This window comes from Bacteroides sp. 224 (assembly GCF_010500995.1).
In the GTDB taxonomy this organism is placed as follows: domain Bacteria; phylum Bacteroidota; class Bacteroidia; order Bacteroidales; family Bacteroidaceae; genus Bacteroides.
The window spans coordinates 33,627-59,694 of record NZ_QVMK01000006.1 but is presented as its reverse complement, the minus strand read 5'-3'; the positions used below and the strand labels follow the sequence as shown (position 1 = coordinate 59,694).

The 26,068-nt window shown below is 39.3% G+C and carries 26 protein-coding genes; 5 read left to right on the top strand and 21 right to left on the bottom strand.

Annotated features, from left to right (window positions below; genetic code table 11):
* Positions 1-2: 2 nt before the first annotated feature.
* The 11 genes from traK to D0T60_RS05310 all read right to left on the bottom strand — a co-directional run bounded on the left by traK (position 3) and on the right by D0T60_RS05310 (position 8,297).
* Positions 3-626, bottom strand: a complete 624-nt coding sequence (gene traK, locus D0T60_RS05360; protein ID WP_163217126.1) for a conjugative transposon protein TraK — start codon at positions 624-626, stop codon at positions 3-5.
* A gap of 28 nt (positions 627-654) precedes the next feature.
* The gene (gene traJ, locus D0T60_RS05355) at positions 655-1,758 is read right to left on the bottom strand and encodes a conjugative transposon protein TraJ (RefSeq protein WP_163217125.1); all 1,104 of its coding nucleotides are present in this window, start codon (positions 1,756-1,758) and stop codon (positions 655-657) included.
* Position 1,759: 1 nt separating this feature from the next.
* On the bottom strand, positions 1,760-2,380 hold the full coding sequence (locus D0T60_RS05350) for a DUF4141 domain-containing protein (protein ID WP_203558286.1): 621 nt from the start codon (positions 2,378-2,380) through the stop codon (positions 1,760-1,762).
* Between the two features lie 52 nt (positions 2,381-2,432).
* Positions 2,433-2,768, bottom strand: coding sequence for a DUF3876 domain-containing protein (locus D0T60_RS05345; protein WP_163217124.1), 336 nt, complete (start codon positions 2,766-2,768; stop codon positions 2,433-2,435).
* A gap of 3 nt (positions 2,769-2,771) precedes the next feature.
* Positions 2,772-5,273: a TraG family conjugative transposon ATPase gene (locus D0T60_RS05340; protein ID WP_163217123.1), complete on the bottom strand. Its 2,502-nt coding sequence runs from the start codon at positions 5,271-5,273 to the stop codon at positions 2,772-2,774.
* On the bottom strand, positions 5,270-5,599 hold the full coding sequence (locus tag D0T60_RS05335) for a DUF4133 domain-containing protein (RefSeq protein WP_163217122.1): 330 nt from the start codon (positions 5,597-5,599) through the stop codon (positions 5,270-5,272). The genes D0T60_RS05340 and D0T60_RS05335 overlap by 4 nt, the downstream gene beginning before the upstream one ends.
* Before the next feature lie 25 nt (positions 5,600-5,624).
* Positions 5,625-5,927 (bottom strand): DUF4134 domain-containing protein, encoded by a 303-nt coding sequence (locus tag D0T60_RS05330; protein ID WP_163217121.1) that lies wholly within the window; start codon positions 5,925-5,927, stop codon positions 5,625-5,627.
* A 141-nt stretch (positions 5,928-6,068) separates the two neighbouring features.
* Positions 6,069-6,827, bottom strand: coding sequence for a hypothetical protein (locus D0T60_RS05325; RefSeq protein WP_163217120.1), 759 nt, complete (start codon positions 6,825-6,827; stop codon positions 6,069-6,071).
* The gene (locus tag D0T60_RS05320; protein WP_163217119.1) at positions 6,827-7,099 is read right to left on the bottom strand and encodes a DUF3408 domain-containing protein; all 273 of its coding nucleotides are present in this window, start codon (positions 7,097-7,099) and stop codon (positions 6,827-6,829) included. Before D0T60_RS05320 ends, D0T60_RS05325 begins: the two co-directional genes overlap by 1 nt.
* A 19-nt stretch (positions 7,100-7,118) precedes the next feature.
* Positions 7,119-7,538, bottom strand: a complete 420-nt coding sequence (locus D0T60_RS05315; protein ID WP_163217118.1) for a DUF3408 domain-containing protein — start codon at positions 7,536-7,538, stop codon at positions 7,119-7,121.
* Positions 7,539-7,544: 6 nt separating this feature from the next.
* On the bottom strand, positions 7,545-8,297 hold the full coding sequence (locus D0T60_RS05310; protein WP_163217117.1) for a ParA family protein: 753 nt from the start codon (positions 8,295-8,297) through the stop codon (positions 7,545-7,547).
* Between the two features lie 779 nt (positions 8,298-9,076).
* Here D0T60_RS05310 and mobA point away from each other — a divergent pair.
* From mobA to D0T60_RS05285, 5 genes are all read left to right on the top strand, one after another.
* Positions 9,077-9,499, top strand: a complete 423-nt coding sequence (mobA, locus tag D0T60_RS05305; protein ID WP_163217116.1) for a conjugal transfer protein MobA — start codon at positions 9,077-9,079, stop codon at positions 9,497-9,499.
* Positions 9,493-10,686, top strand: a complete 1,194-nt coding sequence (gene mobB / locus D0T60_RS05300) for a conjugal transfer protein MobB (protein WP_163217115.1) — start codon at positions 9,493-9,495, stop codon at positions 10,684-10,686. Before mobA ends, mobB begins: the two co-directional genes overlap by 7 nt.
* Before the next feature lie 36 nt (positions 10,687-10,722).
* Entirely contained in the window at positions 10,723-12,732 is a 2,010-nt protein-coding gene (gene mobC / locus D0T60_RS05295; RefSeq protein WP_163217114.1) for a conjugal transfer protein MobC, read from the top strand.
* A 195-nt stretch (positions 12,733-12,927) separates the two neighbouring features.
* Positions 12,928-13,530, top strand: coding sequence for a TetR/AcrR family transcriptional regulator (locus D0T60_RS05290; protein ID WP_163217113.1), 603 nt, complete (start codon positions 12,928-12,930; stop codon positions 13,528-13,530).
* Positions 13,505-14,659, top strand: a complete 1,155-nt coding sequence (locus tag D0T60_RS05285) for a beta-ketoacyl-ACP synthase III (RefSeq protein WP_163217112.1) — start codon at positions 13,505-13,507, stop codon at positions 14,657-14,659. The genes D0T60_RS05290 and D0T60_RS05285 overlap by 26 nt, the downstream gene beginning before the upstream one ends.
* A gap of 89 nt (positions 14,660-14,748) precedes the next feature.
* On the opposite strand, the gene tssR is transcribed toward D0T60_RS05285, so the two are convergent.
* The 10 genes from tssR to D0T60_RS05235 all read right to left on the bottom strand — a co-directional run bounded on the left by tssR (position 14,749) and on the right by D0T60_RS05235 (position 26,060).
* Complete coding sequence (tssR, locus tag D0T60_RS05280) at positions 14,749-17,169, bottom strand: type VI secretion system protein TssR domain-containing protein (protein WP_163217111.1); 2,421 nt, start codon at positions 17,167-17,169, stop codon at positions 14,749-14,751.
* Positions 17,166-18,152: a PKD domain-containing protein gene (locus tag D0T60_RS05275; protein ID WP_163217110.1), complete on the bottom strand. Its 987-nt coding sequence runs from the start codon at positions 18,150-18,152 to the stop codon at positions 17,166-17,168. Before D0T60_RS05275 ends, tssR begins: the two co-directional genes overlap by 4 nt.
* A 20-nt stretch (positions 18,153-18,172) precedes the next feature.
* Positions 18,173-18,685, bottom strand: a complete 513-nt coding sequence (tssO, locus tag D0T60_RS05270; protein ID WP_163217109.1) for a type VI secretion system TssO — start codon at positions 18,683-18,685, stop codon at positions 18,173-18,175.
* Between the two features lie 13 nt (positions 18,686-18,698).
* Complete coding sequence (locus tag D0T60_RS05265; RefSeq protein ID WP_163217108.1) at positions 18,699-19,187, bottom strand: hypothetical protein; 489 nt, start codon at positions 19,185-19,187, stop codon at positions 18,699-18,701.
* Between the two features lie 12 nt (positions 19,188-19,199).
* The gene (locus tag D0T60_RS05260; RefSeq protein WP_163217107.1) at positions 19,200-20,129 is read right to left on the bottom strand and encodes a hypothetical protein; all 930 of its coding nucleotides are present in this window, start codon (positions 20,127-20,129) and stop codon (positions 19,200-19,202) included.
* A 6-nt stretch (positions 20,130-20,135) separates the two neighbouring features.
* On the bottom strand, positions 20,136-21,287 hold the full coding sequence (locus D0T60_RS05255; RefSeq protein ID WP_163217106.1) for a type VI secretion system membrane-associated complex protein TssK: 1,152 nt from the start codon (positions 21,285-21,287) through the stop codon (positions 20,136-20,138).
* 3 nt (positions 21,288-21,290) lie between these two features.
* Positions 21,291-22,154 carry a TssN family type VI secretion system protein gene (locus tag D0T60_RS05250; protein ID WP_163217105.1) on the bottom strand — a complete coding sequence of 288 codons (864 nt, stop codon included), beginning with the start codon at positions 22,152-22,154 and terminating at the stop codon, positions 21,291-21,293.
* Positions 22,155-22,180: 26 nt separating this feature from the next.
* Positions 22,181-22,756 carry a hypothetical protein gene (locus D0T60_RS05245; RefSeq protein WP_163217104.1) on the bottom strand — a complete coding sequence of 192 codons (576 nt, stop codon included), beginning with the start codon at positions 22,754-22,756 and terminating at the stop codon, positions 22,181-22,183.
* Between the two features lie 95 nt (positions 22,757-22,851).
* Positions 22,852-25,581 carry a hypothetical protein gene (locus tag D0T60_RS05240; RefSeq protein WP_163217103.1) on the bottom strand — a complete coding sequence of 910 codons (2,730 nt, stop codon included), beginning with the start codon at positions 25,579-25,581 and terminating at the stop codon, positions 22,852-22,854.
* 14 nt (positions 25,582-25,595) lie between these two features.
* Positions 25,596-26,060 (bottom strand): PAAR-like protein, encoded by a 465-nt coding sequence (locus D0T60_RS05235; protein ID WP_163217102.1) that lies wholly within the window; start codon positions 26,058-26,060, stop codon positions 25,596-25,598.
* Between the last annotated feature and the right edge of the window lie 8 nt (positions 26,061-26,068).

Below are 26,068 nucleotides of genomic sequence, written 5' to 3'. Positions count from 1 at the left end.
TGTTACCTTGCTATTGTCCGCAAGTCGCGGTTTTCGATAATTTCAAACTTCTCCATCGTAAAACCGTGCGGGTTATTGTCCGAACGCACCGAATTAATCAGGTTACAGTGGGTTACAAGACTTCGCTCTGTAATATTACTTTCACGGATAATCCGTTGCCGAGCGTATGTTTTCATGCGGTAAGGATAGATTTCCATATCAAGAGCCACCGAATCGACCAACAGCATTTGATTGATATTACCCGAAACGATACGGTTGTAATACCCTTTTTCCTGCAAGTCCTGATAATAGGCAAAGGCACTTTTATCCACAAGGAACAAAGCACGGTTGATATTGGATTCTATCGCTGAACGGTCGGGCGAAAGCGTGAAAAACAGTTCGTGAAAACGTTTTACATGTTCTTTTGCCTCCACAGGGCGGTTTTGTGATAAGTCCTGAGAAAGAGCCAGCATTAGTGATTTACCTTCATCTAATACATATATTTTCTGCCGTTGCGCTTCCGCAAAGCTATACGAGTTCCAGAGGGCATAACCTGTTATCCCTGCACACAGTACGAGAAATGCAAAGGCAATAACCCTTATCTGCTTGAAACTGCTTTCAATGTTTTTTAAACTTTTAAATTCCATTTTTTTAATTGATTAATTAGTGAATAACTTATGAAGCACCATAACCTCCTGAAGAATTGCCGCCCTGCGTATTCAAATTTTGCCCGCTTGGAGAACCTGTGTCATCATTTCCTCCTGAAGATTTACGCGAAAACACACTTCCTGCCAGATTCTTCATCCGTCCCATCGCATTACCTGCGGCTGCACCCGCAACACCCGCTGAAATTACCGCCGCACGGTTTACTCCACGTGTTGCACTGCCCATGCCTCCTGCCTGAATAATCCATTCGGATACGGTCGGAATGGAGAAGTAACCAATGATACCAATAATCATGAATATGATATATACCCCATTTGATTCGTCAGGTATATAACTCGGATCTTCAAGGGCTGTAATATCTATTATGAGCATCAACTCTTGAATTTTAGAGAGAACGGCAGAAAAAATATCCGACACAGGCAACCATAGATATACTGCAATATAGCGGGATATCCAGCCTGTAAGTGTAGATTGAAAGCCGTCGTAAATGGATATGGCAAATGCCAGCGGTCCCAAAATTGCCAATACAATAAGGAAAAAAGTTCTAAGCGTATCAATTGTCAGCCCTGCGGCATTGTACAGGAGTTCGAAAAAATCCCTGACCAACTGTCGGAACCACATCTTAATCTCATACCACATTTTTTCCGCACCCATACTGACTATCTCCGGAAGCTGCCTTATACCCAGTTCGTCCATTTTTTTATCATACTCATCGCTGTTGACGAGCCATTCCTTGCCTGCACGTACCCGAGCATCGTATTCGAGCGCATCTTTTTTAGCTTGCAATGCTTCTACATTGACCATTTGGTCTTCCATTATTTTATGAGTTCCCTGCACAACAGGCGACATTACGCCATTGATAGTATTGAGTACCAGTGTAGGAAAGAACATTATGCAAAGTCCGATAGCGAACGGACGAAGCAAAGGGAATACATCTATCGGTTCGGCAGAGGCGAGCGACTTCCATACGCGGTAGGCAACATAAAATAATGCACCCAAGCCCGCAATCCCCTTAGCTATTCCAATCATATCGGCACAAAGAGGCATCATGTTCATGTACAGATTCCGAAGAATCTCGTGCAGGCTGGAAAAATCTATTGCTAACATTACCATATTACCAATATCTTTCTGACGGACTTCCGTAAAGAGCACGTACACGTTCGGTGTCGCCCTTTTCTTTACTCCGTATGTATGAAATGGAAATACTTTGGTTGGTAAAATAGCGCGTGAGATTGCGATATTCCAGCATTTTGGCGTGAATATCATCAATCATTTCCATCCGCTCTTTATCCGTCATCGAAAGACCGTTGCCTGCAGTAACAATGTTTTTCAATTCTGTTACCAATGCACCTCCTTCCTCCAGCAGTTTGGCATACCCTGTTGAAATAGCCGCCAATTCATTTACCGTAAAATTCGGATCACTTACCATTTTATTAAAGCCATTCACATAGATATCCGTGATTTCACTAACCATTTCGATTGTCTTTTTTACTTTGCGTGCATCTTTAATTAAGTTGTTGACTGATTTTAACGCATCGTAAAATTCCTTACCTTGTTTGTAAATCTTGATACTTTCTTGAACATTGCCTATCATGTTGGTAGCCGTAGTTGTACCTTGTACTGCACTGATAACATTCTGTACAAGGTTGGTCGGGTCTGTTACAACCCATTGCGCTTTTGCCTGATGGGAGAAACCCAACAGCGCTACGCATACTATTAAAAGAAATTGTTTCATATTTTTAATAATTAAATTTTTAATACATTCATTTTGAAAGGGAGAGGATTTGCTAATCCTCTGCCCTGTAATAGTTCCCGAAATCGCTCAGGTGAAGTACATCGCGTTCCCTATCATAGGAAAGCCCTACAAAACCATACAGGTTAAAATACCGAACATGACGTAAATATCTTTTTATAGGGCATCGGAAGACGGCGTTGTTCCGATAGGATAGCTCTATACAATAGCCTCCATAGCGGTAACCTTTGTTGCGGAAGATATGAATGGAAGGGGAGCCTTCACGGCTGACCCACTTCCCTTTCACATCCCATAATGAAAAATCGTTCAACAAAGGTGTCATCAGGTCACTTTTCGAGATACGCTCGTATTCGGACAATAGCCTGTTCATGGCTTAATTTTTCTTTTCCAACTTGCTTTCAGCAAGTTGTTTTATTGCCAATTCAATATTTCCGTCGAGTTTATCGGTTAACTGCATTACCTCCATTTTTTCTGTTTCTTCGGTTGTATATGTGAGATACTCTTGCGTAGAAACTTCGGTCGCATAGACTGCTGATTGCACTCCGCCTAATCCGATCCAGACTTCTTTGTATAATCTGGAGGGGTGGTTGCTCATATTAATCGACAGGATTTGTGATTTTTCCTTGTCGGTCAATCCAAGCAGCGACTGAATGCCATCGAACTTGTTCATATACTTACGCTGATCGAGCAGTATTTTACAGTCGGAGTTGTTGATAATGGATTCTTTTACAATCTCCGAAGCCAAAAGGTCATCAATTTCCTGTGTGACGGTAATTGCTTCTCCATAGAATTTTCTGACCGTTTTATAAAGGTATTTTATGTAGGAAGCCATACCTTCTTTGGCAATCGCTTTCCATGCTTCTTCTATTAATATAACCTTTCGAATACCTTGTAACCTCCTCATTTTGTTGATAAAAACTTCCATAATGATAATCGTTACAATAGGAAATAGAATGGCATGGTCTTTAATTGCATCAATTTCGAAAACGATAAAACGTTTGGAAAGTAAATCAAGCTGCTTGTCGGAGTTGAGAAGAAAGTCATATTCGCCACCTTTATAATAAGGCTCCAGAACATTCAGGAAATTTTTCAAGTCAAAATCCTTTTCCCGCACGCCTTTTCCATCAAGGATTGCAGCATAATCCAGTTTTACAAATTCATAAAACGAATTAAAGCAGGGAACGAGGGATTCGTCATATTTCAAACGGTCGATATAGAGACTCACAGCATTGGACAAGGCAACTTCCTCCGCCCGTGATGGCGGTTCATTGTCTCGTTTCCAAAGTGTCATGATAAGCGTCTTGATACTTTCCCGCTTTTCAATGTCGAATACATTATCATCGGTAAAAAACGGATTAAACGAAATCGGATTTTCTTCCGTGTACGTATAATAAATTCCGTCCTCACCTTTGGTTCGGCGGTTAATCAGGTTACATAATCCTTGATAGGAATTACCTGTATCTACTAACACAATATGTGCACCCTGTTCATGGTATTGCCGTACCATGTGATTGGTAAAAAAGGATTTTCCCGAACCCGAAGGCCCCAAAATAAATTTGTTGCGGTTCGTGATTATTCCTTTTTTCATCGGGAGGTCGGATATATCCAAATGGAGTGGTTTTCCACTGATACGGTCACACATTTTAATTCCAAACGGACTAACGGAGTTCCGATAGTTTGTTTCTTCCGTAAAAAAGCAAAGTGCAGGTTCTATAAAAGTATAGAACGATTCTTCCGCAGGAAAGTCCGCTGCATTACCTGGTATACCAGCCCAAAAGAGCGTAGCAGCATCCACAGTATTGTGTCTGGGTTTACAATCCATGAGCGCTAATTGGCTACCCACATCGTTTCGGATACGGCGCAGTTCTTCCAAGTCTTCGCTCCATGCTATCACATTAAAGTGCGCCCGAATTGAAGTCAGTCCGAAACTGTGTGCTTCGTTCAGATACTGATCTACCCACTCTTTGTTAATTTGGTTGCCCCGCGAATAACGGGAAAGCGACTGCATATTGCGAGCTTGCTTTTCGAAACGGCGTAAATTTTCCGCCGAATCGTCCAAAAACAAAAACTGATTATAGATATGGTCACACGGAAGCAATAATCCTACAGGCGAAGCGAATGACAATAGGCAATCACTTCGGTCGGTTGAGAGTTTCTCATACCGCATATCCGTTCCCACCCGAGCTGGCAAATCTTCTACATCCGACAGTGTATGCAGGCATACATGTTTGTTTCCTATGCGAAGACCGTCGGCTCCGAGTTCCATATCTTCCAGACAGGCACTGTCTTCCAATGAGAGGGCAAAATATTTTTCAATAAGTCCTCCATTCTCAGGCGTTCCCGTTATTTCATCATCGGTAAGGCGTATGAGACGGATAAATCCACTGTCATTCACGATACGCTCAAACTGTCCTACGGCTTCTAAAAATTTAATCGCTGTATCCTTATTTACCTCTTTCGGGATAATATTCCCACGACAAAGTGTAGAAAAATTACTTTGCATACGCATTCTGTCCTTTGTCGTTTTTGTAAGGAACAGGTAACAGGAATGATTCAAGTAAGGTCGTTCATTGAAGTGCCGTTCGTAACTGCGGGAGAGGAAACTCATATCCCTATCGCCCGTTTTCGGCTCATATTTTTCGCTTACAAACCAATCCATTTTATGTACCACACTATACAAAGGCAGTACTTTGATAGCTTTCAACCACGAGGCATGTATCGCTTCATATTCCGCTGAAGTAACTGTAAATAATTCGGGTAACTCTACTCGAAAAGCAATTGTTATATCGGCATCTTTACTGATAATACAGTCATGTTCAACAGCCAATAATGGAAATTTACTTTCTACCGTAGCGGCTTTCATTATATTTCTCATCGTGTTCTCTCCTTTCTTTTTCTTCGGAATAAGCGGTAGGACATCTTACGGTTAATCAAATAGCGAGGGTGCTGGCGTTTAGCCAGCACTTTCATCAATCCGTGTTCCCCATATTTCTGATTCAAGTTGAAAGTCAGCCAGACAAGCACAGAGGCAGCAATTACTCCGAAGCCGATACAAAACCACTGGTCGATACCGATCATATAGAGAATTACAAACAGCACAAACACTGCCAACAGTCCGCCTGCAAAAATGAAAAGATACTGAGCTTTCAATCCCTTAAATTCCACACTCTTGCCTATTCCTTTGTTAATATTATACTCCATTTTTTTCCTTTTAAGGAGTGATTGATTATAAAAAGAAAGAGCGAAGAATAGTCGCCGCGACGATAAGAAAAATACAGGCACCGAACCAGCTTGCTGCGGTTTTCGAAGTATCAGGGTCGCCCGAAGAGAACTTATTATATACCTTAATACCTCCTATCAAACCGACGACCGCACCAATGGCGTATATCAACTTCGTGCCGGGGTCAAAATAACTGGTAACCATATTTGTAGCATCATTGATACCCTGTAACCCATTGCCCTGAGCAAAGGCGGAGGAAGCGGCAGCGATAATTAACGTTGCCGAAAGAAGAATTTTTTTATTTGTCATAAACTTGATTTTTTATTTATGGTGCGGGGGTGGATAATCCCCGCACCGAATTAAACTTGTGTTACTAAAATTTTTGGTGTTATTCAAGGATAAGCTGCAAGCTATCCGTAATCATGCTTTTTCATTTATTACTTTTTTAAGTTATACATATTCTCGAAGATCAAAATCTGAAGGAATATCACTCTTGGGAAGATTATCTTCTGTTGATCTTACAGCTATCTTTTGATGAAATGCCGTAAGATAGGTTTCCATAAGGAAATTTACCTTATTCTCCCTTTCAGATTCAGCGGAAACGATAGCTTCAAACATATCGGTTTCCCGCATTTCGAGGAAGACACGTCCGCTCTCTTCCTGCTCCTTTTCTGTCATTGAAGGATTGTGTACCACTTGGCGGTAGGCTTCGCCCATTTGTTCAAAACTAACCCCGAGAGCGGAGTGTACGCCCTTGGTCGGAATATCTTCGGTTTCCTCTTCAAAGTTTTCTGTCTCTTCCGCTTCTCCATTGTTCGGGAAATTATTATTGTAGGAGAGCGGAACTTCAATTCCTATCGGCTCGTTTTTCTCGCCTTCGGGAATGCTTCCAAAAACTTCATCCAACTCATCCGAAGACACTTGTCTGGGGTATTCGGGTACGTTTGACGGTACAAAGATATTTTCTTTTTCCGTATCTGATTCACTTTCAGCAGCTACGGACGCTTCTGGCTGGGAGTGTCCAAGTTCTGGCAGTATAAATTGGCTTTTACCTATTATATCTCCTTTACGTTTGGAGGCAGTAGGCTTACTCTCCTTATTTTTTTTCATGCGGCGAGATTCGGTAGTAAAATAATACACCATCCATGCGGTATATGCAATCGCTGTTATAGCCAATCCCCACAATACATATATTGTTATCATTGCCATTATACCAAATCGTTTCTTTCACGGCGGTAGAGATAATTGATCTCCTCCTTGTGTTTATCTATGTGTTCGGTAATTACATTGTCAATATAACCACCGATAGTCAATCCTTTTTCATTCAGCGAACGAATAAAATCAGTCAATATCTTATGATTACGTTTACTGATATAGACACACTGCCGACGATCAAGCTCTATCGGTTTGAGGTATCGTTCTGCGAACGAGGTCGTCTTTTCCATACTTTCTTCAAGTTCTTTCTTCTTAAATCGGTTCATTGTATTTTTATTTTAGATGTTAAAAAATATCGGGATTTCGTTTTTTATAGAGTTCCGAAATATCTTCCTGAAACATGCTGAAATGATGTTCCAATACATTATCCAGATAACTGTATAAAGAGATTTCATTAGAGCCGATTACCTGAATGATACGTATAATACGGTCGTGAAACTCTTTGCGGATATAAACTGTTTTACCGCTTCGGGTAGATGAAGGAGCATCTTTAATAAAAAGACTCTCATAATCTCCTCCTTTGTTTTTTCGGCGACGAGATTCTTCTTTGTTAACAGTAGCAGCCGTTTTTTCCTCCTCCTGTTCTTCGAATTTTTCCTTATCGGGTTGTTCCGTTTTATAGGGTTGAATTTCTCTGTTCCGTTTATTGGTCTGGCTGATGATAAATGCAGCATCCAGTTCTTCATTATTTTCTTTCTTACCCATAACAGTTTACTTTAACAGTTCGATTAATTCATCCACTAATTTGTCAAGGTTGCTGCCTCGCACCAATGAGCGGTCAGCAGGGAAAAGTGTCGAGCGGAAAACGGGTTTTCGATTTAGGGATTGTTCCCTGCGGAAGCGCTTGGTGTCAGGCAGGAATGTTTTCATCAATGATAATCCCAAATCCCGAATAACCGCTTCATAAACCTCATACAGTTCGGTTTTCTCACGACCGTCCACTAAATTCCAAAGCAGGTAAAGTTGCCGGATTTTGGATTTTCCGCTCGACATTATATGGTCTTTAACCGATATGGCGTAATTGAGTGTACTTTCCAATACGAACCGGTCTGCACAAATAGGAGAGATAATGTAATCCATTTCTGCAAGGGTGTGAATCAGGTCTTCGTTGTTCATGGTTCCCGGTAAGTCGAAAAAAATAAAATCGAAATCATCCTGTGGCAACAGATAGGCAGCATCGGCAATTCCTTCCTTTACATCACTTTCGACTACCGGATAGGCTTTCTTGTCTAAACGGCTAAACTGTTCATAAGCCATGCGTTTGTAGAAATCATCATTCAACGCCATATTCAAATCACGCTCCCGCATTTCTACAATCGAGTGCTGAGGATAGTCGCAATCGACAACCGCTACTTTATAACCTTTTGAATAATGCAGGCAAGATGCTACCAATACAGTCAGCGTAGATTTTCCTGCTCCGCCTTTTTGTGTGGAGAAAGCCACATACTTTGTTTTTCCTTTCATTGTTACTTGATTGTTTAATTATACATTTAATTATCTGTCTTTCTGAACATTCATTTAGTTGAGTAATCAGACATATTCATACCTGCGCAAATTGGAGCACAAGTAAATGAATCCGCACGTTGTTGTGCTGGTATGCTGGTACGCATTTGCGTTGTTGCGCTGGTACAGACTTTCCTGCATATCTGTTTTCTTGCATAGCTGCCTCTTTGTCTGTGTGAGATAAAACATGCTTGTCTTTCTGTATATCCGATTAAGTGTGAAGGCAAGTCTATAATTACCTGCTCATTTATCTTCGCAAATGATGTTTCAACTGATGTTTTATATACTTGATTATTCATACTTGTAATCACATGTTTAATTGATTTCGAATGCAAAGAAAACTCTAATTCTGGAGGGTTTTATACGTTTTTCGGGTTATGTCTGCCTGTGGCATACAACTGGCGCGATTAGGCATAATGCGCATTAATACAAATCGTTACAATGCTCCGTAACTTTGCGGCATGAAGATTTTAAAGCTTAAAGAAGCCTCTCCTTGTACGTTTGACGGGAGGCTGTTTTTATTGGTCTGTCCGCCCCGAAGGCGGGCAGATTTACCTGCCACGAACATAAAATGTTCGGCAGGTAGCAAGCTGTGTTTTCTGCTGCACGAAACACTTTTTGCAGCACAAAACAGCTTGCCCACAAGGGGGAGGAAAGCCTACTCCGAAGTCGTTGGCTTAAGTGGTGTGGCGAGCCACAAATTAAGGAATCAGATTTTATTAACTCATAAAAAATCAGATATGAAAAACAGTAATGTTTCCCGCAAGGGGAAAGGGGGACGTCCCTCAAAGAAAGATCCGGCTAATTACCGCTATTCAGTAAATTTTTCGGCTGTGGAACATGCCCGATTTCTCGACCTTTTTGAGCAATCGGGATTGCAATCGAAAGCGGCTTTTATTAAAGCGCGAGTCTTTGACGATTCGTTCCGTGTGATAAAAACCGATCAGGGAACGCTGGAATATGTTGCTAAACTGACTCAATTCCATGCACAATTTCGTGCCATCGGGACGAATTATAATCAAGTTGTGAAAGAATTGCATACCCATTTTTCGGAGAAAAAAGCACTTGCTTTACTCTACAAATTGGAAAAAGCAACGGTTGAATTGGCAGTAATCGGTCGGCAGATTGTTGACCTTTCAGAAGATTTCCGTAAAAAATGGTAGCCAAAATCACAACAGGAAACGACCTCTATGGTGCGCTTGCGTACAATCAAGAGAAGGTGGATAAAGAAAAAGGAAAGGTACTTTCCACCCATATTTTACGTGAACCGACAGACGGAAAGTTCAGTGTTCCAATAACAATGGAAGATTTTCAGCGGTGGATGCCGACACATTATCGCACAGAAAAACCTGTAATTCACATTTCACTCAATCCTGATCCGAAAGACAATGTTTCGGAAGAACAGTTAAGTGAGATTGCCGAAAAATATATGGAACGTATGGGTTGGGGCGGACAACCCTATATCGTATTCAAACATTCGGATATTGACAGGGAACATATACATATCGTATCGGTACAGGTCAGACCCGACGGCAAAAAAATAAAAGACAGCAAACGGAATGAGCGAAGCGTGGCGATAACTGAATGCTTGGAAAAAGAATATGGATTGCTTCCCGCCAAAGGACAGTCGCATTCGGAAAAATGGCAATTCACTCCAATCGATCATACAAAAGGCAACCTGAAAAAACAGATTGCCTCGGTGGTCAAACCCGCAGCTGCTATGTATCGTTTCCAAACATTAGGCGAATTCCGAGCCTTACTCTCTCTCTATAATATAGGTATAGAAGAAGTGCGTGGCGTGCGTAGCGGTAAACCTTACAGAGGATTGCTTTATACGGCATTGGAAGTAGACGGAAGTCGTGCAGAAGTTACTCCGCTGAAAGCATCCTTATTTGGGAAAGCGGTGGGATTTGATGCTCTGGAAAGGCTTATGAAACATTCGGGAGAGAAAATCAACAAAGATAATATACGTGAAAAGGCTCGCCGAAGGGTGGAAGAGGCTTTGCTTAATGCTCCCGACGAGAATATTTTAAGAGAGAAGCTACGATTGTACAATATTGACCTTTACCTAAGACGTAACGACAGTGGACGAATCACAGGAGTAACCTTTATCGACCATGAGAACCGATCTGTGTTGAATGGTTCGCGACTCGGAAAGCAATTTTCAGCGAATGCTTTCAATGAGCTTTTCGGAGAGTTCCCACGGGACGTGGAACACACCGATAAAGCAATTTTAAAAGAACCGTTCACACCTTTGGCAGAACCGTTCAAGGAAGCGGAGAAAAATGTACCGCCTCCTAATCTTGATAAAAAACAACGGCTCGTTGATCGAAAGGACAGAAAAATATAAACAATAAATCAATTATTCATTTCAAAAATAAATTTTATGCAACAAGAAGATGATTTGAGAGGCTTGGCAAAGGTTATGGACTTTATGCGGGCACTAAGTATTTTATTTGTCGTAATCAATATCTATTGGTATTGTTACGGGCAAATGGTGGATTGGGGTATCCATGTCGGTGTTATCGACAGAATATTGTTGAACTTCGACCGTACGGCGGGACTGTTCGGAAGTATTCTTTTTACGAAACTTTTTTCTGTGCTGTTCCTTGCTCTTTCCTGTTTGGGAACAAAAGGTGTGAAAGAGGAAAAAATCACATGGAATAAAATTATTACGTCTCTCTCCGTTGGAGTCGTGCTGTTCTTTTTCAACTGGTGGCTATTGGATTTGCCATTTCCCTTTGAAGCCAATACAGGTTTTTATATTCTAACCATATCGGTCGGGTATATCTGCCTTTTGATGGGTGGGGTATGGATGAGCCGCCTGCTGAAAAATCGGTTAATGGAAGATCCGTTTAATATCGAAAATGAATCCTTTATGCAGGAAACTCGGTTAATGGAAAACGAATATTCTGTGAATTTACCAACCAGATTTTACTATAATAAACAGTGGCACAACGGATTCATTAATGTCGTCAACGCTTTTCGCGCCTGCATATGCATCGGAAGTCCAGGCAGCGGTAAGTCTTTTGCAGTTATAAATCAATTTATTAAACAACAAATCGAAAAAGGATTTGCGATGTACCTGTATGATTTCAAGTTTCCCGATCTATCGGAAATAGCCTATAACCACCTTTTGAATAATCAGCAAGGATATGAGAAAGTACCTACATTCTATGTTATCAATTTTGACGATCCGTCGCGCTCGCACCGCTGCAACCCCATTAATCCCGCCTTTATGACAGATATATCCGATGCCTACGAATCGGCTTATACAATTATGCTCAATTTGAACCGCACATGGGTGCAAAAGCAGGGCGATTTCTTTGTAGAATCCCCGATTATTCTGTTCGCTTCTATTATTTGGTACTTGCGCATTTATGAAGATGGAAAATATTGCACATTCCCGCACGCGATTGAGTTTTTGAATAAACGATATGAAGATATTTTTCCGATTTTGACTTCATATCCTGAACTCGAAAACTATTTATCCCCCTTTATGGATGCGTGGCTTGGCGGAGCTGCCGATCAATTAATGGGACAGATAGCCAGTGCGAAGATTCCGCTTTCAAGAATGATTTCCCCACAACTGTATTGGGTAATGTCGGGAGATGAATTTACGTTAGATTTGAACAACCCAGATGATCCGAAAGTGTTGGTAGTAGGCAACAATCCCGACAGACAGAACATTTACGGAGCAGCTTTAGGATTATATAATAGTCGTATTGTGAAACTCATAAATAAAAAGGGACAACTGAAAAGTTCGGTGGTTATCGACGAACTTCCCACAATTTATTTTAAGGGTTTGGACAATTTAATAGCTACAGCCCGAAGTAATAAAGTCGCTGTATTACTCGGATTTCAAGATTTTTCACAACTTATACGCGACTATGGTGATAAAGAAGCAAAAGTGATAATCAATACCGTAGGTAACATCTTCTCAGGTCAAGTTGTCGGGGAAACCGCCAAAACCCTCTCTGAAAGATTCGGTAAGGTTTTGCAAAAGCGACAGAGTATGACCATCAATCGCAACGACAAGTCCACATCCATTTCTACTCAACTCGACAGTCTGATACCCGCCAGTAAAATATCAACATTAACGCAGGGAATGTTCGTCGGTGCGGTCGCAGACAATTTCGATGAACGCATAGAACAGAAGATATTTCATGCCGAAATCGTAGTGGATACAGAAAAGGTTAAACGTGAGACTTCCCAATACAAGAAAATTCCCATTATTACCAATTTTGAGGACGAAAACGGTATAGATAGAATACAGGAAATGGTACAAGCCAACTACGACCGTATCAAAGCGGAAACCCGACAGATTGTGGAGAATGAACTTAAACGTCTAAAGGAAGATCCTGTGTTATGCAAACTGTTGCCCGAAGAGAAATAAATAATTGAAAGAAGCTGTTTTAGAGACAGCTTCTTTTTTTATTTTATATTAAAATGTCAGCTAAGCATGCTTTTAGTTGAGCTTTTTTTGCAAAATCAGATACAAATACTTTCATTTTTAACTAAATAGAAATCCTATAATATCTCTATTATACGTAACTTTGTACGCACTAATTCATAAAATGAAGTATTCAGCATGAGGAACTATGATCCAAATCTATATTTGAGTCAAGCATTTAAATTATTTCTATTAAACAATTACGAAAAAGTAACGGTCAAAGACCTTGAAAGAGCAACAGGCAGTAGTAGAGGTGCCTTATTTTATCGTTTTAAAAACAAGCAGGAAATTTTCGAGGCAGTTATTGATAAGTATGTACTTCACGTTCACGAACATTCAAATAAATTTCCCGACATTACAACTTCTTCATTAAAAGGATTCATAGACGAATATATAGAAGGTATTAAAACTCGTATGGAAATTTTCCTTTCTATGGAGATTGAAAATATGTCCCGAACTTATTTCAGTCTGATTTATCAAGCTTTACATTATTATCCGAACTTTGGAGAAAGAGCCGATCGTGTATTTCAAGGAGAAACAAGAATGTGGAATGAGGTAATACAGACAAGCATGAAATCCGGTAAAATCATATCTACGCTAGACTCCGAAATGTTGGCTCATCATTTCAGACAGCTATATTTAGGGCAATCTTTTGAGCAAAGTATGTTGAAAGGACTTGACCCTGAAACTTTAAAAAAACAATTTTATTTAATCTATGACCTTATCAAAAAAACTGAATGATGTTTACATTAACAGAGTAAACTCATTTCTGCCTAATGAGGCAGTAACCAATGACCGTATGGAAGACTTTCTCGGACTTATACAAGGAAAGCCTTCTCGTGTGAAAAATGTTGTATTAAGGCAAAACGGAATAAAATCCCGTTACTATGCCTTAGACACACAACACCGAATAACTCATACGAACGCTGATATGGCAGCAACTGCAATTCGGGGATTATTCGATTCGGAAGAAGAACTTAAAAACATAGAACTTCTTACTGTCGGCACAGCCAGTCCCGATCAGATATTTCCGTCCCAAGCATCCATGACACAGGGATTGCTGAAAAATAAACCTATGGAGGTGTTTTCTACATCCGGTGTGTGCCTAACTTCCTTGCAAGCTTTGAAGATTGCATACCTCTCTGTTTTGGCAGGAGATAAGGAAAATGCTGTGTGTTGCGCATCCGAATTAATATCGGCTTCTTTGTTATCTAAACATTATGATGCCGAATATGAAAAATGTACCAATGTTGCCGAAGATCCTTATATGGCATTTGAAAAAGATTTTCTACGTTTTATGTTAAGCGACGGAGCCGGTGCGGTGTATTTGGAAAACAAACCGAATGAGAATGGACTCTCTTTGAAATTGGAATGGATTGACATGGATTCTTATGCCAATGAACTACCCACCTGCATGCTTGCCGGAGGAAGTTTCAGGGAGGACGGCGAGGTTATTACATGGAAATCGTTCGACAGTCTTGAACTTGCAGAGCAATCGGTTTTGGCTGTAAAACAAGATATACGCCTTTTGAAAAAACACATTATCAAGTATTGGGTTGACCATATTGAAAAATGTATGGAGAAACATGGTACAAAAGATACCGATGTAACATACGTGATACCTCATGTTTCTTCTATGTTCTTTTATCAAAAACTGTTGGAAGGACTTCAGGAACGTAATCTAGACCTGCTTGAAAACAAATGGTTTACCAACCTGACCTCTGTTGGTAATGTTGCATCTGCTTCTATTTATATCGCTTTGGATGAATTAATCAGGACTAAGCCTTTAAAGAAAGGGGATACTATCCTTTTATTAGTTCCGGAAAGTGGTCGTTTTAGCTATGGAACTGTTTTTTTGTCCGTAAATTAATATAACGGTTCTAATAACTGTTAAAAAAGGAAATAGGGAGTTTACATTGCTCCCTATTTTCATTTTACTATTTGAGTAATAGTTCTATTTTAGGGTAAAGCAGATTTAGGAATAATAAAATATTTCCCACCCTCTGTTCCGTTGAGTTCGTTAGCAGGTCTGGTTTCCGCTTCTATCAACGCTTTGATTTCTTCGAAATACAAAATTAATTCTTCAAGTTCTGCATCAGGAAATTTTTTCTTGCTTGTCAAATCTTTGATCCTTACTTCCGTAAGTTGAGGTGCTATACTCGGCAAGGTTGTAATGTATTCGTGTGCCTCGGCAAGCGTGAGTTTTTTGGGTTTTCCGTCAACTACGCATTTTTTCAATTCGTTCAGATATAACTTTTTAAGTTTTTTACGTATGGATTTTGTATTGGCATATTTCTTTTCGGTCGACAATGTATCGGAAACAGAGGAATACTGCAGTTCTAATTGTGAATCGGACGGAACATTGCGCAGTTTTTTTCTGACTTTCTTTACTTTCTGAACCTTTTTCGAACTTTTCGTTCCACCCTTCATATCGGGTTTCTCTGCGGAAAGTTTTTCGAAAAACTCCACTAAGTCCCCATGCTCTTTTTCCGTCAGCAGCAATCCCATATCTTCCAGATGCAAAGAGTCTATCGGATTTGATATGCGTGGTGTAATAGATACCCATTTAGGCGAAACCTTATCAAACACTTTGGTCACTGTCGGAGCGACTTTTGTTTCGGGTGCCATATTGAAACGTGTCGAAAAAATGCTGTCATAACGGTTTCGGTGGCTGCCGACTTGATTAAAAGCATTCTCCATGCTTGAAATCAAATTGAGATTGTCGTATTCGATCTGTCGTACAATCGAATCAATGCCGTTTATCAATAATTCAGGTTCGCTCTGCCGTGTTTTTTCGGGAAATACAACCATTCCCTGCGTCATACTACGCTGTGGAAAATCCAAAGCATACGCATTTTTTGTATTTTCCTTAAACAGGTTTATTTTTCGCAACTGGTCGGAATACACAATCAGCTTTCGTTTCAATACTTTGGTCGTATCGGCATAAGCCTCAATAAGCGCTGTCGATTGAAGAACAAAATTATTGTATATATCTTGGTTATCAGCATACACCTGATAACTCAATAAACGACAATTATAATTAATGAAACTATCTACTATTGTACGCGAAGGATATTCTGCCGTACTTGATTTTTCGCCGAGATACACAATCAGATTAGTTGCACGAGGCATTTCGCCTGCAAGTTTTACCGCATTTGAAAGTGCAAGGTTAGGAATGTGGTTTACATCCGTTCCAAGTTCTTTTGCAACCTCCATTATTCGATCTGAGAAACTCAGGTAATTTTTTTCAAACGGTATAATATGATTGCCTAATGCAGCAGCAAATTGATAATTCAATTCAGACGGAGATGTTTCAAATACCTGTTTTACATTCTGTATAATATTTGATAACATAGGCATTTGTGAGATAACACTTTCTGTAAGGTCGAATGCGAATATTACATTTATATTAACCAAATTGTCCGCAATAATTTTGCTTTCCGCAAATGTTATCGGTTCTCCGTTGACATTAAAAATCCGATTATCGCTTCTGTCGATTACATAACCTGCATCCAGCGAACGGAAAATTAATGTACTGTCCACATGATCGGCAAACAGAACAGGATAAAATGATTTAAGCGGAGAGATTGTAGCACGGAGCGAATCGGAATGAATGGAATCTGTAGCATAAGCTTCATTAAAAATCATTGGAGCACGAGACGAAATCAATCGCTGCCCCATCGGAGCAATCAAAGAGGCATCTATCCAGCCGATAATAGAAGAATCTGCATTTTCGGGCGTTATTTGAGTTTGAAAACAGACCAATGCCTTTGAATCACGATCTTCAAATTTGAGAATATAAGCGATATTGTTAAGCCCCATAGAACTACCTGTCGGAGATTCCAGTTTGGGTTCGGAATAAAGTATCAGAGAATCGTTTTCGAAATATTTGTCGGCTTCAAAAATAACGTGGCTATCCGTTATGGAAGTAAGGTTTTTTAATTTTATTCCGTTCCGCACTTCCGTAATGGTATTGTCGAACAGCAACAGTCGGTCTTTGTGTATCCAGCCACAGTACTTTGCCGCTTTTCTGTTTGTCAGCTTTTGATTTTTCAGTACAGCTGGATCGTATTTAATCAGTTTGTAATAATCTCCTTTTTTACCAATGACAATCAGAGGCTCCATAAATTCCAATTTTGTATGGTCGATTGTTCCGTTCGGAATTCCTTTGGTCATATTATCCGCTCTGTCTGAATATACAATCCATGCCTGTTTATTCTTTTCGGTACGAATTGATTTAACATTGGGATAGTTATAATTCTCGGAATATAGCAATGGAACTTTTTTTGCCCGGGTCATGAAATTTATCGGTCCGCATGACGAGATAAGTAGGCAGATTGCGACAAAAATAAATGCCGGAAGTATATTTTTTCGTGTCATCGTGAATTGTTTTCGTTTGTTGGTTGTTGCGCTTGCGATGTTGTTTCTCCCGGAGCGTACTGAAGAATAATAATGTGATCTATACAAATAGTTTTCTCTATATTATTGCTTTCAGGATTGTTTTCGGAGTTGTTTTGCTTGCCTTCGGGATTTTTTGATTCTACAAAAACCGCTTCGATTGTTGTACCTCGTCCGGTAAGCCGCAATCCTTGACAATAAGAATAGAAATCGTTCCGTTTTGTATTGTTCACAGTAACCAGCACTTCAGGCTTTTTACATAAATATTTGTTCAATATATGGTTGTAGTTGGTATTGAACGATTTTCCATTCGCAATATTTTGTAATTTTTCTTTAATATCGTTTCCTGCCATAGTCATCATATCCGTACTGTCGTTTTCCATGTATTTGGGAAATATTTCTATCCTATGGGTTATTGGATATTGTGTTTTCTCTGTACTGAGCTTTACGATAAAAATACCATGCTTGTCGTATGCATATATGGGCGTTTTTTCCCGAGAATCGATAACACTGCTTTCCCCGAACTCCCAACGCCAATCCCTGTCGTTTCCTTCGGCAGAAAACAGAATGTATTCTCCCTGCATAGCTGATGAGGGAGCATTAATATGTATCAAATGTTCGTTATATTCCTCACTCGCTTTGGGTCGCACCTGTACAAGAAAAGTCTTTTCCAATTCATCATTTACTTTAAGGCGCACCTGATAACGTCCTGTTTCGGGGAATTTATAAGTCCCGGCGCGTTCGCTACTGTAATTGCCGTTCCCAAATTCCCACAACCAACTTTTGGCTCTCGAGGTGCTGTCTGCAAATGTTATTGAATCTCCAAGAACAATATCATTCGAAGATATGGATGCATACACGATACGCTCCCTCCCGCATGAACGCATCATTATAATTAGTCCCACGATAAGGCAGACAACAATCAGTATCGAAACAAGTGCCCGTGTATTTATAAATTTGTTCATTTCGTATGTTCTATTGTTAATTATTTACCGCTTTTAACTTCCTCTTTTTTCTTCTCCAATCCCAACTCGCATTCTTCAAGATTTTGTTTGGCATTGATATAGTTAGAATCAAGATGCCATAAATACTGTTTATCATTGAACCACATTTGATAAAAATCTGCTAAATGAAGATAAACCATATAACGTTTATCGGAACGATTGGCTTCGTAATCTCTTCTTAATTCGTTAATCATGAATTCTATGTCGTTCTTTTCATAAACCGCTTTTACAGAAGGATCATACGTATTGATTTTTTCCACGATAAGGTCGCAGGCTGAGACTGCTTTTTCCTGTTCCCGCTTGAAATCCTGTTGCCGTTTCATTTTTGCGCTTACAATATCTTTTCGTGAAAAAACATGTTGTATATCACTTTGAGAAAGCAATATCCAACCGGACATCCCTGCTCCGATTATAAAGAACATAAGCACATAAATCAATCCGCCGATTCGTTCTTTGCGGTTGACATATATTTTTTTATTATTCGATTTGTTCATATTCTTATTTCCTTTAAGGATTCGTAAATACATTCCGTGCTGCTTTCCGGTTATCTTCAATGCATCGTTGCAATTTCTTTTTTGTTTCTTCTACTTCGGAACGCGTAATACGGATAGAGTCTTTTATTTCCAAAATATCGTTTACTTTTTCCGACATTTTTTTATAAAGCAATGCATCTCCTCCCGGCAGCTTATCCAAAGTGCCGATAAGGTTCATTTTTTGAGTACTGATACGGTTTTGCAAAACCAACTCGTTGATCCGGCGGTCGGAATTCAGCAAGGTAAGATTGTTGTATAGCGAATCGACCTTTTCCGTAAGCAATATCTGCTGTTCAAATGCCGTATCATATTCCACAGAACGCTTTTCTATAGAAACAATTTCTTTATTAGAAGCTATTATAAAAGACCATATACAACCGACGGCTGTTAAAATCGAACAAAATAATGCTATGACGAAAAGTGCATAATTTTGAGTAACATGTTTACTGTTTTTAGCTTTCATATATACTTTATATTACATGAGTTTTGCATTTACACCCAATATACATGGGTTATTTTTATTACCTATTCTGCTTGTGAAAGCTTCCTTTGTCGGACATAAGCTTATTTCGCAAGAGACATTGGCAGGAATGAATGTTTCCAATAAGATTTCGACAATTTTCCGTCCCGAAGTTTGAGGCAATAAATCACGAACGGATTTTTCGGGAACATTTATCTTTACTTCGGCATATTTTTCTTTAATATCTTTTCGCAGAACGGAATTAACTCCCAACTTCATTATGCCGAGTTTGGGCGATTTTGTTCCGATATGAATTTTCCGAATTCCGCATTGAATTGAAACATCATATCCCATTATCATGGAGATTGCTTGAGCTGTTTTATCGTACCTGTTTCTGATTTCGGAAATATGTGGAATGGTTAGGGTAAACAAAGTCGCGGTTTGTGAGTCCATATCTTTTATCACAGTCCAAAAACGACTGAACGCTTCAACAAAAGAACGGTGTTTTCCTGTACGGTCGTATTCGAGTTCGGTTCTGCCGATTTCAACCTTCGCACGGTCTATTTCCGCTTCATACAAAGAAAAGAATTTGCGAATCAAACGTTCTTCTTCCTGTTGCCGTTTTACAGTATCGAGTACGTTTTCCTTGTTGTAATTCTTCAACCCAATGCCGGAATGGAAAAGCGTTTCGGGCAGATTGTCGTATATGCCCGGACGATTGGTTTTTAGAACTAATATTTTTTTCTTTTTCTCTCCATCGTCATCACTATCTTTTAATCTTACCGATACAATTTCTTTGTCAGTTTCACGAGCAGCACCGTCATTGCGCATCAACAGAATATCATCTTCGTCAAATCCATTGTCCACCAATCCCGCAACGATAATATGACTTCGAAAATCGCTGTATAAACTGTTGATATTTTGTATGTCTTTCTCGTTCAGCATGTCGAATTAATCTAAAATACTCCATGACTGGGTTGGTTTCCCTGTTTCTTTTTCTTGTGTTCTTTCCGAAACCACAATGCTTTCCTTGTGCTGACCGATATATTCCAGTTTGCTCATCCGTTCCCAAAGCGAAGCGAAGTTGCGCAGGAAATGCTCGCTCTGAACCATAACGCTTCGTAAGTCGTCGTGTCTGTATATCATATCAAGGGTGTTTGCAATCATTTCTTCAAATGTACCCGGAGCAATATCCGTCCATTCATAGAAATACTTAAGCATTTCTTCTTTATGGCGGTTATCGAGAAATACCAACCCGATATAACATGTATGGGCAAGACTCGATATGTAATTTACGCTTTCAATCGGAGCAGCATAACGGGCTCTGTTTCTTAAATCGAAATAAATGTTGGCAATATATCTCAAAACTTCACGACACATTCCTTGTATATTCGTCGCCAAGTCGCTTTTATTGGAACGGGAATGTATTTTTTCGATAATCAATTTCGACGATTTCTCAATGCTGACGAAAAGGGAATTGAATGTGTTGAAATAATCGACTAATTCGGGGTGGGCAGACATGGATGCCGAAGGCGGAATATAGTTCGTATCGACTACATAACGTTCGCCGTCTTTTCTTAACCTACCGATTGTAAGATAGTTTTTTCCAAACTCCAATGTATTTATATCTCCCGCAGGCATTATATAAAGTGCGTATGAACTTTCACAATCGGGGTGACGGGGAGGTGTTTCCTCGGGATCGGGGTTGCCTGTAGGTGTACGGTTAAACGGATCTACCGAAAGGATAATATCCCAATGACGGATATCGCGGTTTTTAAGGTTTTTATCTTCCGACGGCGAATAGCGTTTAATCAGCGGTAATCCCATTTCTTCCGCATCAAAGTCAATCCGATAGCCGGAAGCTGTTACCGCCTTGCAATTATGTAATTGCACTTCGATATGCCCGGTTATGTGTTCATTTACCCGAATGCCGTTGTAAAGACCGTGTTCCGTTTTCGACGGCAGCAAACCGTAGTTATTGTTTGTCAGATTAAGTTCTGCATTTTCAGCAATCGCCGATAGGAAGTAATTTTCGGTTTGCTTAAACAAATCGGCATGTAAATCCATGCTGTCTGTCCAATTTACCAGTTTATTTTGCGCCATATATTATTGATTTATTTCTATCATTTCGTTTTTAACTCGTTTTGCTACAATCAAATGTTTTTCTCTTATTTTATTGTCCTTAACTGTTATTTCGTAATCGAGGTAACGGCGCGGAGCCAGCAGCCATGATTTCACATAAAATATCCAACCTTCTCCCTCTCCGCTCGATATGTCGATAGGAGAATGTCCCGATTTCTTGTTATAATCCTCAAAAAGCAATTTTATCCAATCGCCGAAAAGCATTTCTTCGGGAACTTTGGCATTGATTCGTATCGGTTCCGTATCACCCTCCTGCTTGAACAACTCTACCATAACCACTTTCAGTTTGCTATGGTCTATATCTTCAGGAGCGGAATATCCGAGAGCCGATTTGTAGTCCCAGACTTTATATACCAAAGCAGGGATATGGATAAATATCTCGTAAGTCTGAATTAACAAGGATACCAAAATCATTGGAAGTATGACTGTAGATGCCCAAAAACCGTATTTCAATTCATTACACAGATTGAAAATAAGAGTAAAAAACAACATGGAAAGTATCAGTTGAAAAATGGTATAGATAATTTTTGTACGATACTTTAAGTCTTCTTTTTTGAAAACCCAGGGCAGCAGTCTGTCATTATACCAGCCGACAATGAAATACACAATGGCAAGCCCAATGTAAGTGTATGGCATAAAATCATAATCCAAAAAGCCAAACAAGGCAGGGATTGCCAGAATTAAGATACTTAGTAAAGTATAGGTAATTAGCCGCTTGTTTTTAAGCAAATTGTTCTTTTTTCCTACTAATGCAGCGAACCCGATTAGCAAAAGTGCTAAAAGCGGGTAAATTAAGTAAGTAGTAAAAAGGGTTGTAATTGGGGTCATATTTTTGTTATCTCGGTTTGTATTAATTATTTTTTATACACGACTTTTTCTGAATGCCTATACAATACTTCCCCTGAATTTTTATCTAAATGGTAAGTGGTTTTCATAAAATTGTTATAAGACATTGCACGTATCACTATAAACCAATATGCAATACCGTCAGTTGTCACTCTTTCGGATATACTAAAACGACTAATTATTTTATCACATCTACCATCTTCTAAGATTGTTACATCTTCTCTTCCTTCTCCAGTTTCTAAATTTATCCATCCTTCATTTTCGATAAATTTGAGTATATCGTCTAATTTGAATTTTCCAAACTTAGTATCTTCATCTACTCGATTAATTATTTTTCCCTCTTCGTCGTAATAAATACTCTCTCCAATAGGTAAGTGTTCACCTACCAATTTACCTGTGTATTTAAGATTGCCATTTGGATAAAATAATTTGACAACTTTATCAAATCTTGGCGCAGGGGGATATTCGTTATAATATGCACCACTCTCAGACATTTTAACCATTGCAATTTTCCACCCATTGCGAACGATTCCTAAAATAATATATTTGGAATTATTCATTAATTCAAAATTGTATGTTTCCATATTTTCTGTATTATTATATTGTGCCTTACAGCAGGTTAAGTTATTTATTACTAAAATGACTATTAATATCAAACATATTCGTTTATTCATATTGGCTATCGTATTTTAGGGTTTATAATTTGCCATTGCCAATGATAGAGACATTTTACATTAGGATTAGGTGGTTCTGTATCCGAATAGTCCATAATGTTGTCTGTAGTTGCATATTTGTAAGTGAATGGGGTATTACGACTGGCACCATCAAAAGGATGTGCCAATTCTAATCCGTGCAAAAGTTCGTGAGCTGCTAAGTTATTATCTGTATTAATTGCTTTAAAACAGACGATATACTTTTCTCCATACGAATAACCTGCAGTACTTTCATTCAAGTCTTCTTCAAAGAGAAAAATCTTGTAATAGTGTTCGTACTTTCCTGCATAATCTGCCCTAAGCTTATCTAATAAAAAGACTTTCATATCCTCAAATTTTTTTTCATCTATTGCATCATAAACAGCAGGAACAGCAGGAATGGCTGGGACGGCAGGAGTAGTTGCAGTGGCAGGGACGGCTGGTACAGCTGGTACAGCTGGCGTAATTTCGTGACAATACAAACTGTTGAAATTATCGGGAGGTTGAGTTAAATCAAATGGATTTGGGAGTGTTTCTATCTCCGGAAACACAAGGGCTTGCCCTAAAATATTTTCTAACTTTAGACTTGCATCGGCGGGCATACTTCCTGTAACTGGATTAGTTCCTTGTAAAAAAGTTTGACACGGAATGAGAACCACCTTGGGTTTAAAATGAAACTGAGGAGCATTGGGCAGTATGCGAAGCATGGCGCATATTTCACCCTTGGGGTCAATTGTGCCATCTGCTGCATCTTTTTTGAAAGCGCGTGCAAAAAGTGTATACTCTTGAGCAAACTCTCCTTTACAACTAATTTTTAGTGTATGGTTTGTTTTGTTTGTTGCAGTTGTTACCCCAAGACTGGAAGTTATTTTTTCCTTGTCCAAATCCAAGAAATTTTTAGCTGTAGAATTGTCAAACTCAAATACAATTTCTTTTGGCTCTTCTTTGATATCAAGATGCAAAACCAAATCAGCATCCTTGCCATTCAAGATTGTCATAATTGGAGTGTAGGTTTCGGATTGCCCCGAAGATGAATTTTTCGGATCCCAATCAAAAATGAGTCTTCGAAAACGATGCTTTAGTCGGGTGTACATTTTTCCTCCTCCGAAAGTTTGATCAATCTCATTAGTACTTTCAATCTGCCTATATATATTAGAGCCTGCAGGCTGAGGTGTTGTTGTAATAGGATATATAGTAGTAGTACTGACACTAGTATCAACAAGGGTAATTTCATGACTATTTCCCGGAATAGTAAGAATACCATGTTGAGTTACGGTTGTTGTAGTTGTAATTGTTGTTTCAGTATTTGTTGTGACAACATTTACATCCTTAATCATAGTTGTTGTTGTTGTAAGAGGGACATTAGTCGGCGGAGTGCCTACAGGAGTAGTACTCGTTTCTGTAGAAGTAGTGGTGGTAGTTGTTCCTATCGTGGTAGTCGTTCCAGTAGTTGTAGGTCCAGTAGTTGTAGTTATTGTACTGGGTGCCGCAACGGGAGGAGGAGTAGTAGTAGTAGGAGCCCATGATCCTGGGGTAGAAGTACTAACAGGTGGAGAAGAGACTACATAAACTTGGTTATTAGGAGGAGGAAGAAGCCTAAATTTGGGAAGAAATCTTGATTGAGGAGAATCTAAATCTTTTTGAAATTGATTTCCATGGTTGTTTCCATCATATTCTATAGTATTTTTTACTAAAATTACTTGTTTATTATCATCATCCACATGAGGTGCTTCATATCCATCATAATAGTGCTTTCCCATGTGATTTTCAAAATCATGATCATGATGATACCCGGGTGCGCCGTCAGTATCTCCCATTCGTATCCAATCGAACCCATACTCACCATTATAGGTATTATTGGGTCTGAATTGCAAAATACATTTTGCTTTGGTTGGTTCACCTAATGACTCTTCATCTGTAGTGATTTTCACCTTCACATCCGTACCAGTAGTCGATTGTTGGGGATTAGCAGCATCTTGGCTGCACAGGATAGTTAATTTATCTTTTGTATTCCTGATGTTTGTAACAGGATTAGCCTCACTTACCAATCCATATAATTCAATTTTATTTCCTGAAAAAGATGTATGCTTTGCCATATATTTAGCAATCATAGCTGACGTAGCGTATGGTACAGATACTACATTGTCTTTCATTTTGACAGAATGAACTCCCAATATATCTGTAGGGTCTATTATAACATCTCCTGCGGGGCTTATAGTACCCTCCCCGTAATTTACATATACTTCTTTCCCGAACATCCCTTTAGTATATATATGCAAGAAACCCGTTTCATTCTTGCAAAGCTCTTTCTGAACAGTTAGTTCAGCACCATAAAGAGCATGTTCATGTTCAGACCAATAGATTTTATCAATTTTAGCAGGCAAGTTACCTGCTCTTTTTATTTCGATATTTGAAGTTATACCAGCTGGAGAAGGAGTAGTTGTAGAACTTTTAAGGAGGGTATAAGTTATCTCAAGAGATGCCCCAGCCAAAGATTCCGGGAAAATTAAGTCAACAGTACCTTTTTTAGGATCTGCCGGTGAAGGTATCATGGGCTTAGTTATGATTCGTGTTTCATTTATTACATGGATTTCTTTGATATTAAAGATAACCTCAGAACCTGCTGCTTCTATATTCAATTCAAAATTAAATACAGTTGGTTCTTCTACAAATCCCTCATTACCGCTAACAGTTATATTTATCACAGGATTACTCATGCTATTCTTTCTTTTTATTGGATATCTAACAAAGTGTCTACTTGATGATCGGTGAGCGCAACCGATTCTCCCAACGGATCCATTTCATTTTGTAGAATGGAAGTCGCATTTTCCATTTGCCCTATACCCGGAAGATCCAGCTGACCGGTCATTGTTATACTTATGCAATTAGGACAGCCACTTGCACATGTTCCTTTGCTTTTGTCTGTGAGAGCATAGCCACCCACACTTATTTCCAGTTTTTTATAAGCATTTGACCATTGGATAATAGCCGGAGTACAAGGTTTAGGAGTAAGAGGACTAACTCTACATACCGCAAATCCGGGAGGATAAAATGTGTTCCCTAATGATAATGTTGTTGCTGTTGGTTTATCTCCATTCATATAAGCCAACTGATGGTTTGAAACTTTCAGTCGTGCAGGCGCAGTCCCAAACTTGCACATACAAAATGCCCCATCTACTATAAATTCCTTGCCCATAGTTTTTT

Coding starts and splice junctions, on each gene's coding strand:
- traK (WP_163217126.1), bottom strand. CDS start 626: ATGGAATTTAAAAGTTTAAAAAACATTGAAAGCAGTTTCAAGCAGATA.
- traJ (WP_163217125.1), bottom strand. CDS start 1,758: ATGGTAATGTTAGCAATAGATTTTTCCAGCCTGCACGAGATTCTTCGG.
- D0T60_RS05350 (WP_203558286.1), bottom strand. CDS start 2,380: ATGAAACAATTTCTTTTAATAGTATGCGTAGCGCTGTTGGGTTTCTCC.
- D0T60_RS05345 (WP_163217124.1), bottom strand. CDS start 2,768: ATGAACAGGCTATTGTCCGAATACGAGCGTATCTCGAAAAGTGACCTG.
- D0T60_RS05340 (WP_163217123.1), bottom strand. CDS start 5,273: ATGAGAAATATAATGAAAGCCGCTACGGTAGAAAGTAAATTTCCATTA.
- D0T60_RS05335 (WP_163217122.1), bottom strand. CDS start 5,599: ATGGAGTATAATATTAACAAAGGAATAGGCAAGAGTGTGGAATTTAAG.
- D0T60_RS05330 (WP_163217121.1), bottom strand. CDS start 5,927: ATGACAAATAAAAAAATTCTTCTTTCGGCAACGTTAATTATCGCTGCC.
- D0T60_RS05325 (WP_163217120.1), bottom strand. CDS start 6,827: ATGGCAATGATAACAATATATGTATTGTGGGGATTGGCTATAACAGCG.
- D0T60_RS05320 (WP_163217119.1), bottom strand. CDS start 7,099: ATGAACCGATTTAAGAAGAAAGAACTTGAAGAAAGTATGGAAAAGACG.
- D0T60_RS05315 (WP_163217118.1), bottom strand. CDS start 7,538: ATGGGTAAGAAAGAAAATAATGAAGAACTGGATGCTGCATTTATCATC.
- D0T60_RS05310 (WP_163217117.1), bottom strand. CDS start 8,297: ATGAAAGGAAAAACAAAGTATGTGGCTTTCTCCACACAAAAAGGCGGA.
- mobA (WP_163217116.1), top strand. CDS start 9,077: ATGAAAAACAGTAATGTTTCCCGCAAGGGGAAAGGGGGACGTCCCTCA.
- mobB (WP_163217115.1), top strand. CDS start 9,493: ATGGTAGCCAAAATCACAACAGGAAACGACCTCTATGGTGCGCTTGCG.
- mobC (WP_163217114.1), top strand. CDS start 10,723: ATGCAACAAGAAGATGATTTGAGAGGCTTGGCAAAGGTTATGGACTTT.
- D0T60_RS05290 (WP_163217113.1), top strand. CDS start 12,928: ATGAGGAACTATGATCCAAATCTATATTTGAGTCAAGCATTTAAATTA.
- D0T60_RS05285 (WP_163217112.1), top strand. CDS start 13,505: ATGACCTTATCAAAAAAACTGAATGATGTTTACATTAACAGAGTAAAC.
- tssR (WP_163217111.1), bottom strand. CDS start 17,169: ATGACACGAAAAAATATACTTCCGGCATTTATTTTTGTCGCAATCTGC.
- D0T60_RS05275 (WP_163217110.1), bottom strand. CDS start 18,152: ATGAACAAATTTATAAATACACGGGCACTTGTTTCGATACTGATTGTT.
- tssO (WP_163217109.1), bottom strand. CDS start 18,685: ATGAACAAATCGAATAATAAAAAAATATATGTCAACCGCAAAGAACGA.
- D0T60_RS05265 (WP_163217108.1), bottom strand. CDS start 19,187: ATGAAAGCTAAAAACAGTAAACATGTTACTCAAAATTATGCACTTTTC.
- D0T60_RS05260 (WP_163217107.1), bottom strand. CDS start 20,129: ATGCTGAACGAGAAAGACATACAAAATATCAACAGTTTATACAGCGAT.
- D0T60_RS05255 (WP_163217106.1), bottom strand. CDS start 21,287: ATGGCGCAAAATAAACTGGTAAATTGGACAGACAGCATGGATTTACAT.
- D0T60_RS05250 (WP_163217105.1), bottom strand. CDS start 22,154: ATGACCCCAATTACAACCCTTTTTACTACTTACTTAATTTACCCGCTT.
- D0T60_RS05245 (WP_163217104.1), bottom strand. CDS start 22,756: ATGGAAACATACAATTTTGAATTAATGAATAATTCCAAATATATTATT.
- D0T60_RS05240 (WP_163217103.1), bottom strand. CDS start 25,581: ATGAGTAATCCTGTGATAAATATAACTGTTAGCGGTAATGAGGGATTT.
- D0T60_RS05235 (WP_163217102.1), bottom strand. CDS start 26,060: ATGGGCAAGGAATTTATAGTAGATGGGGCATTTTGTATGTGCAAGTTT.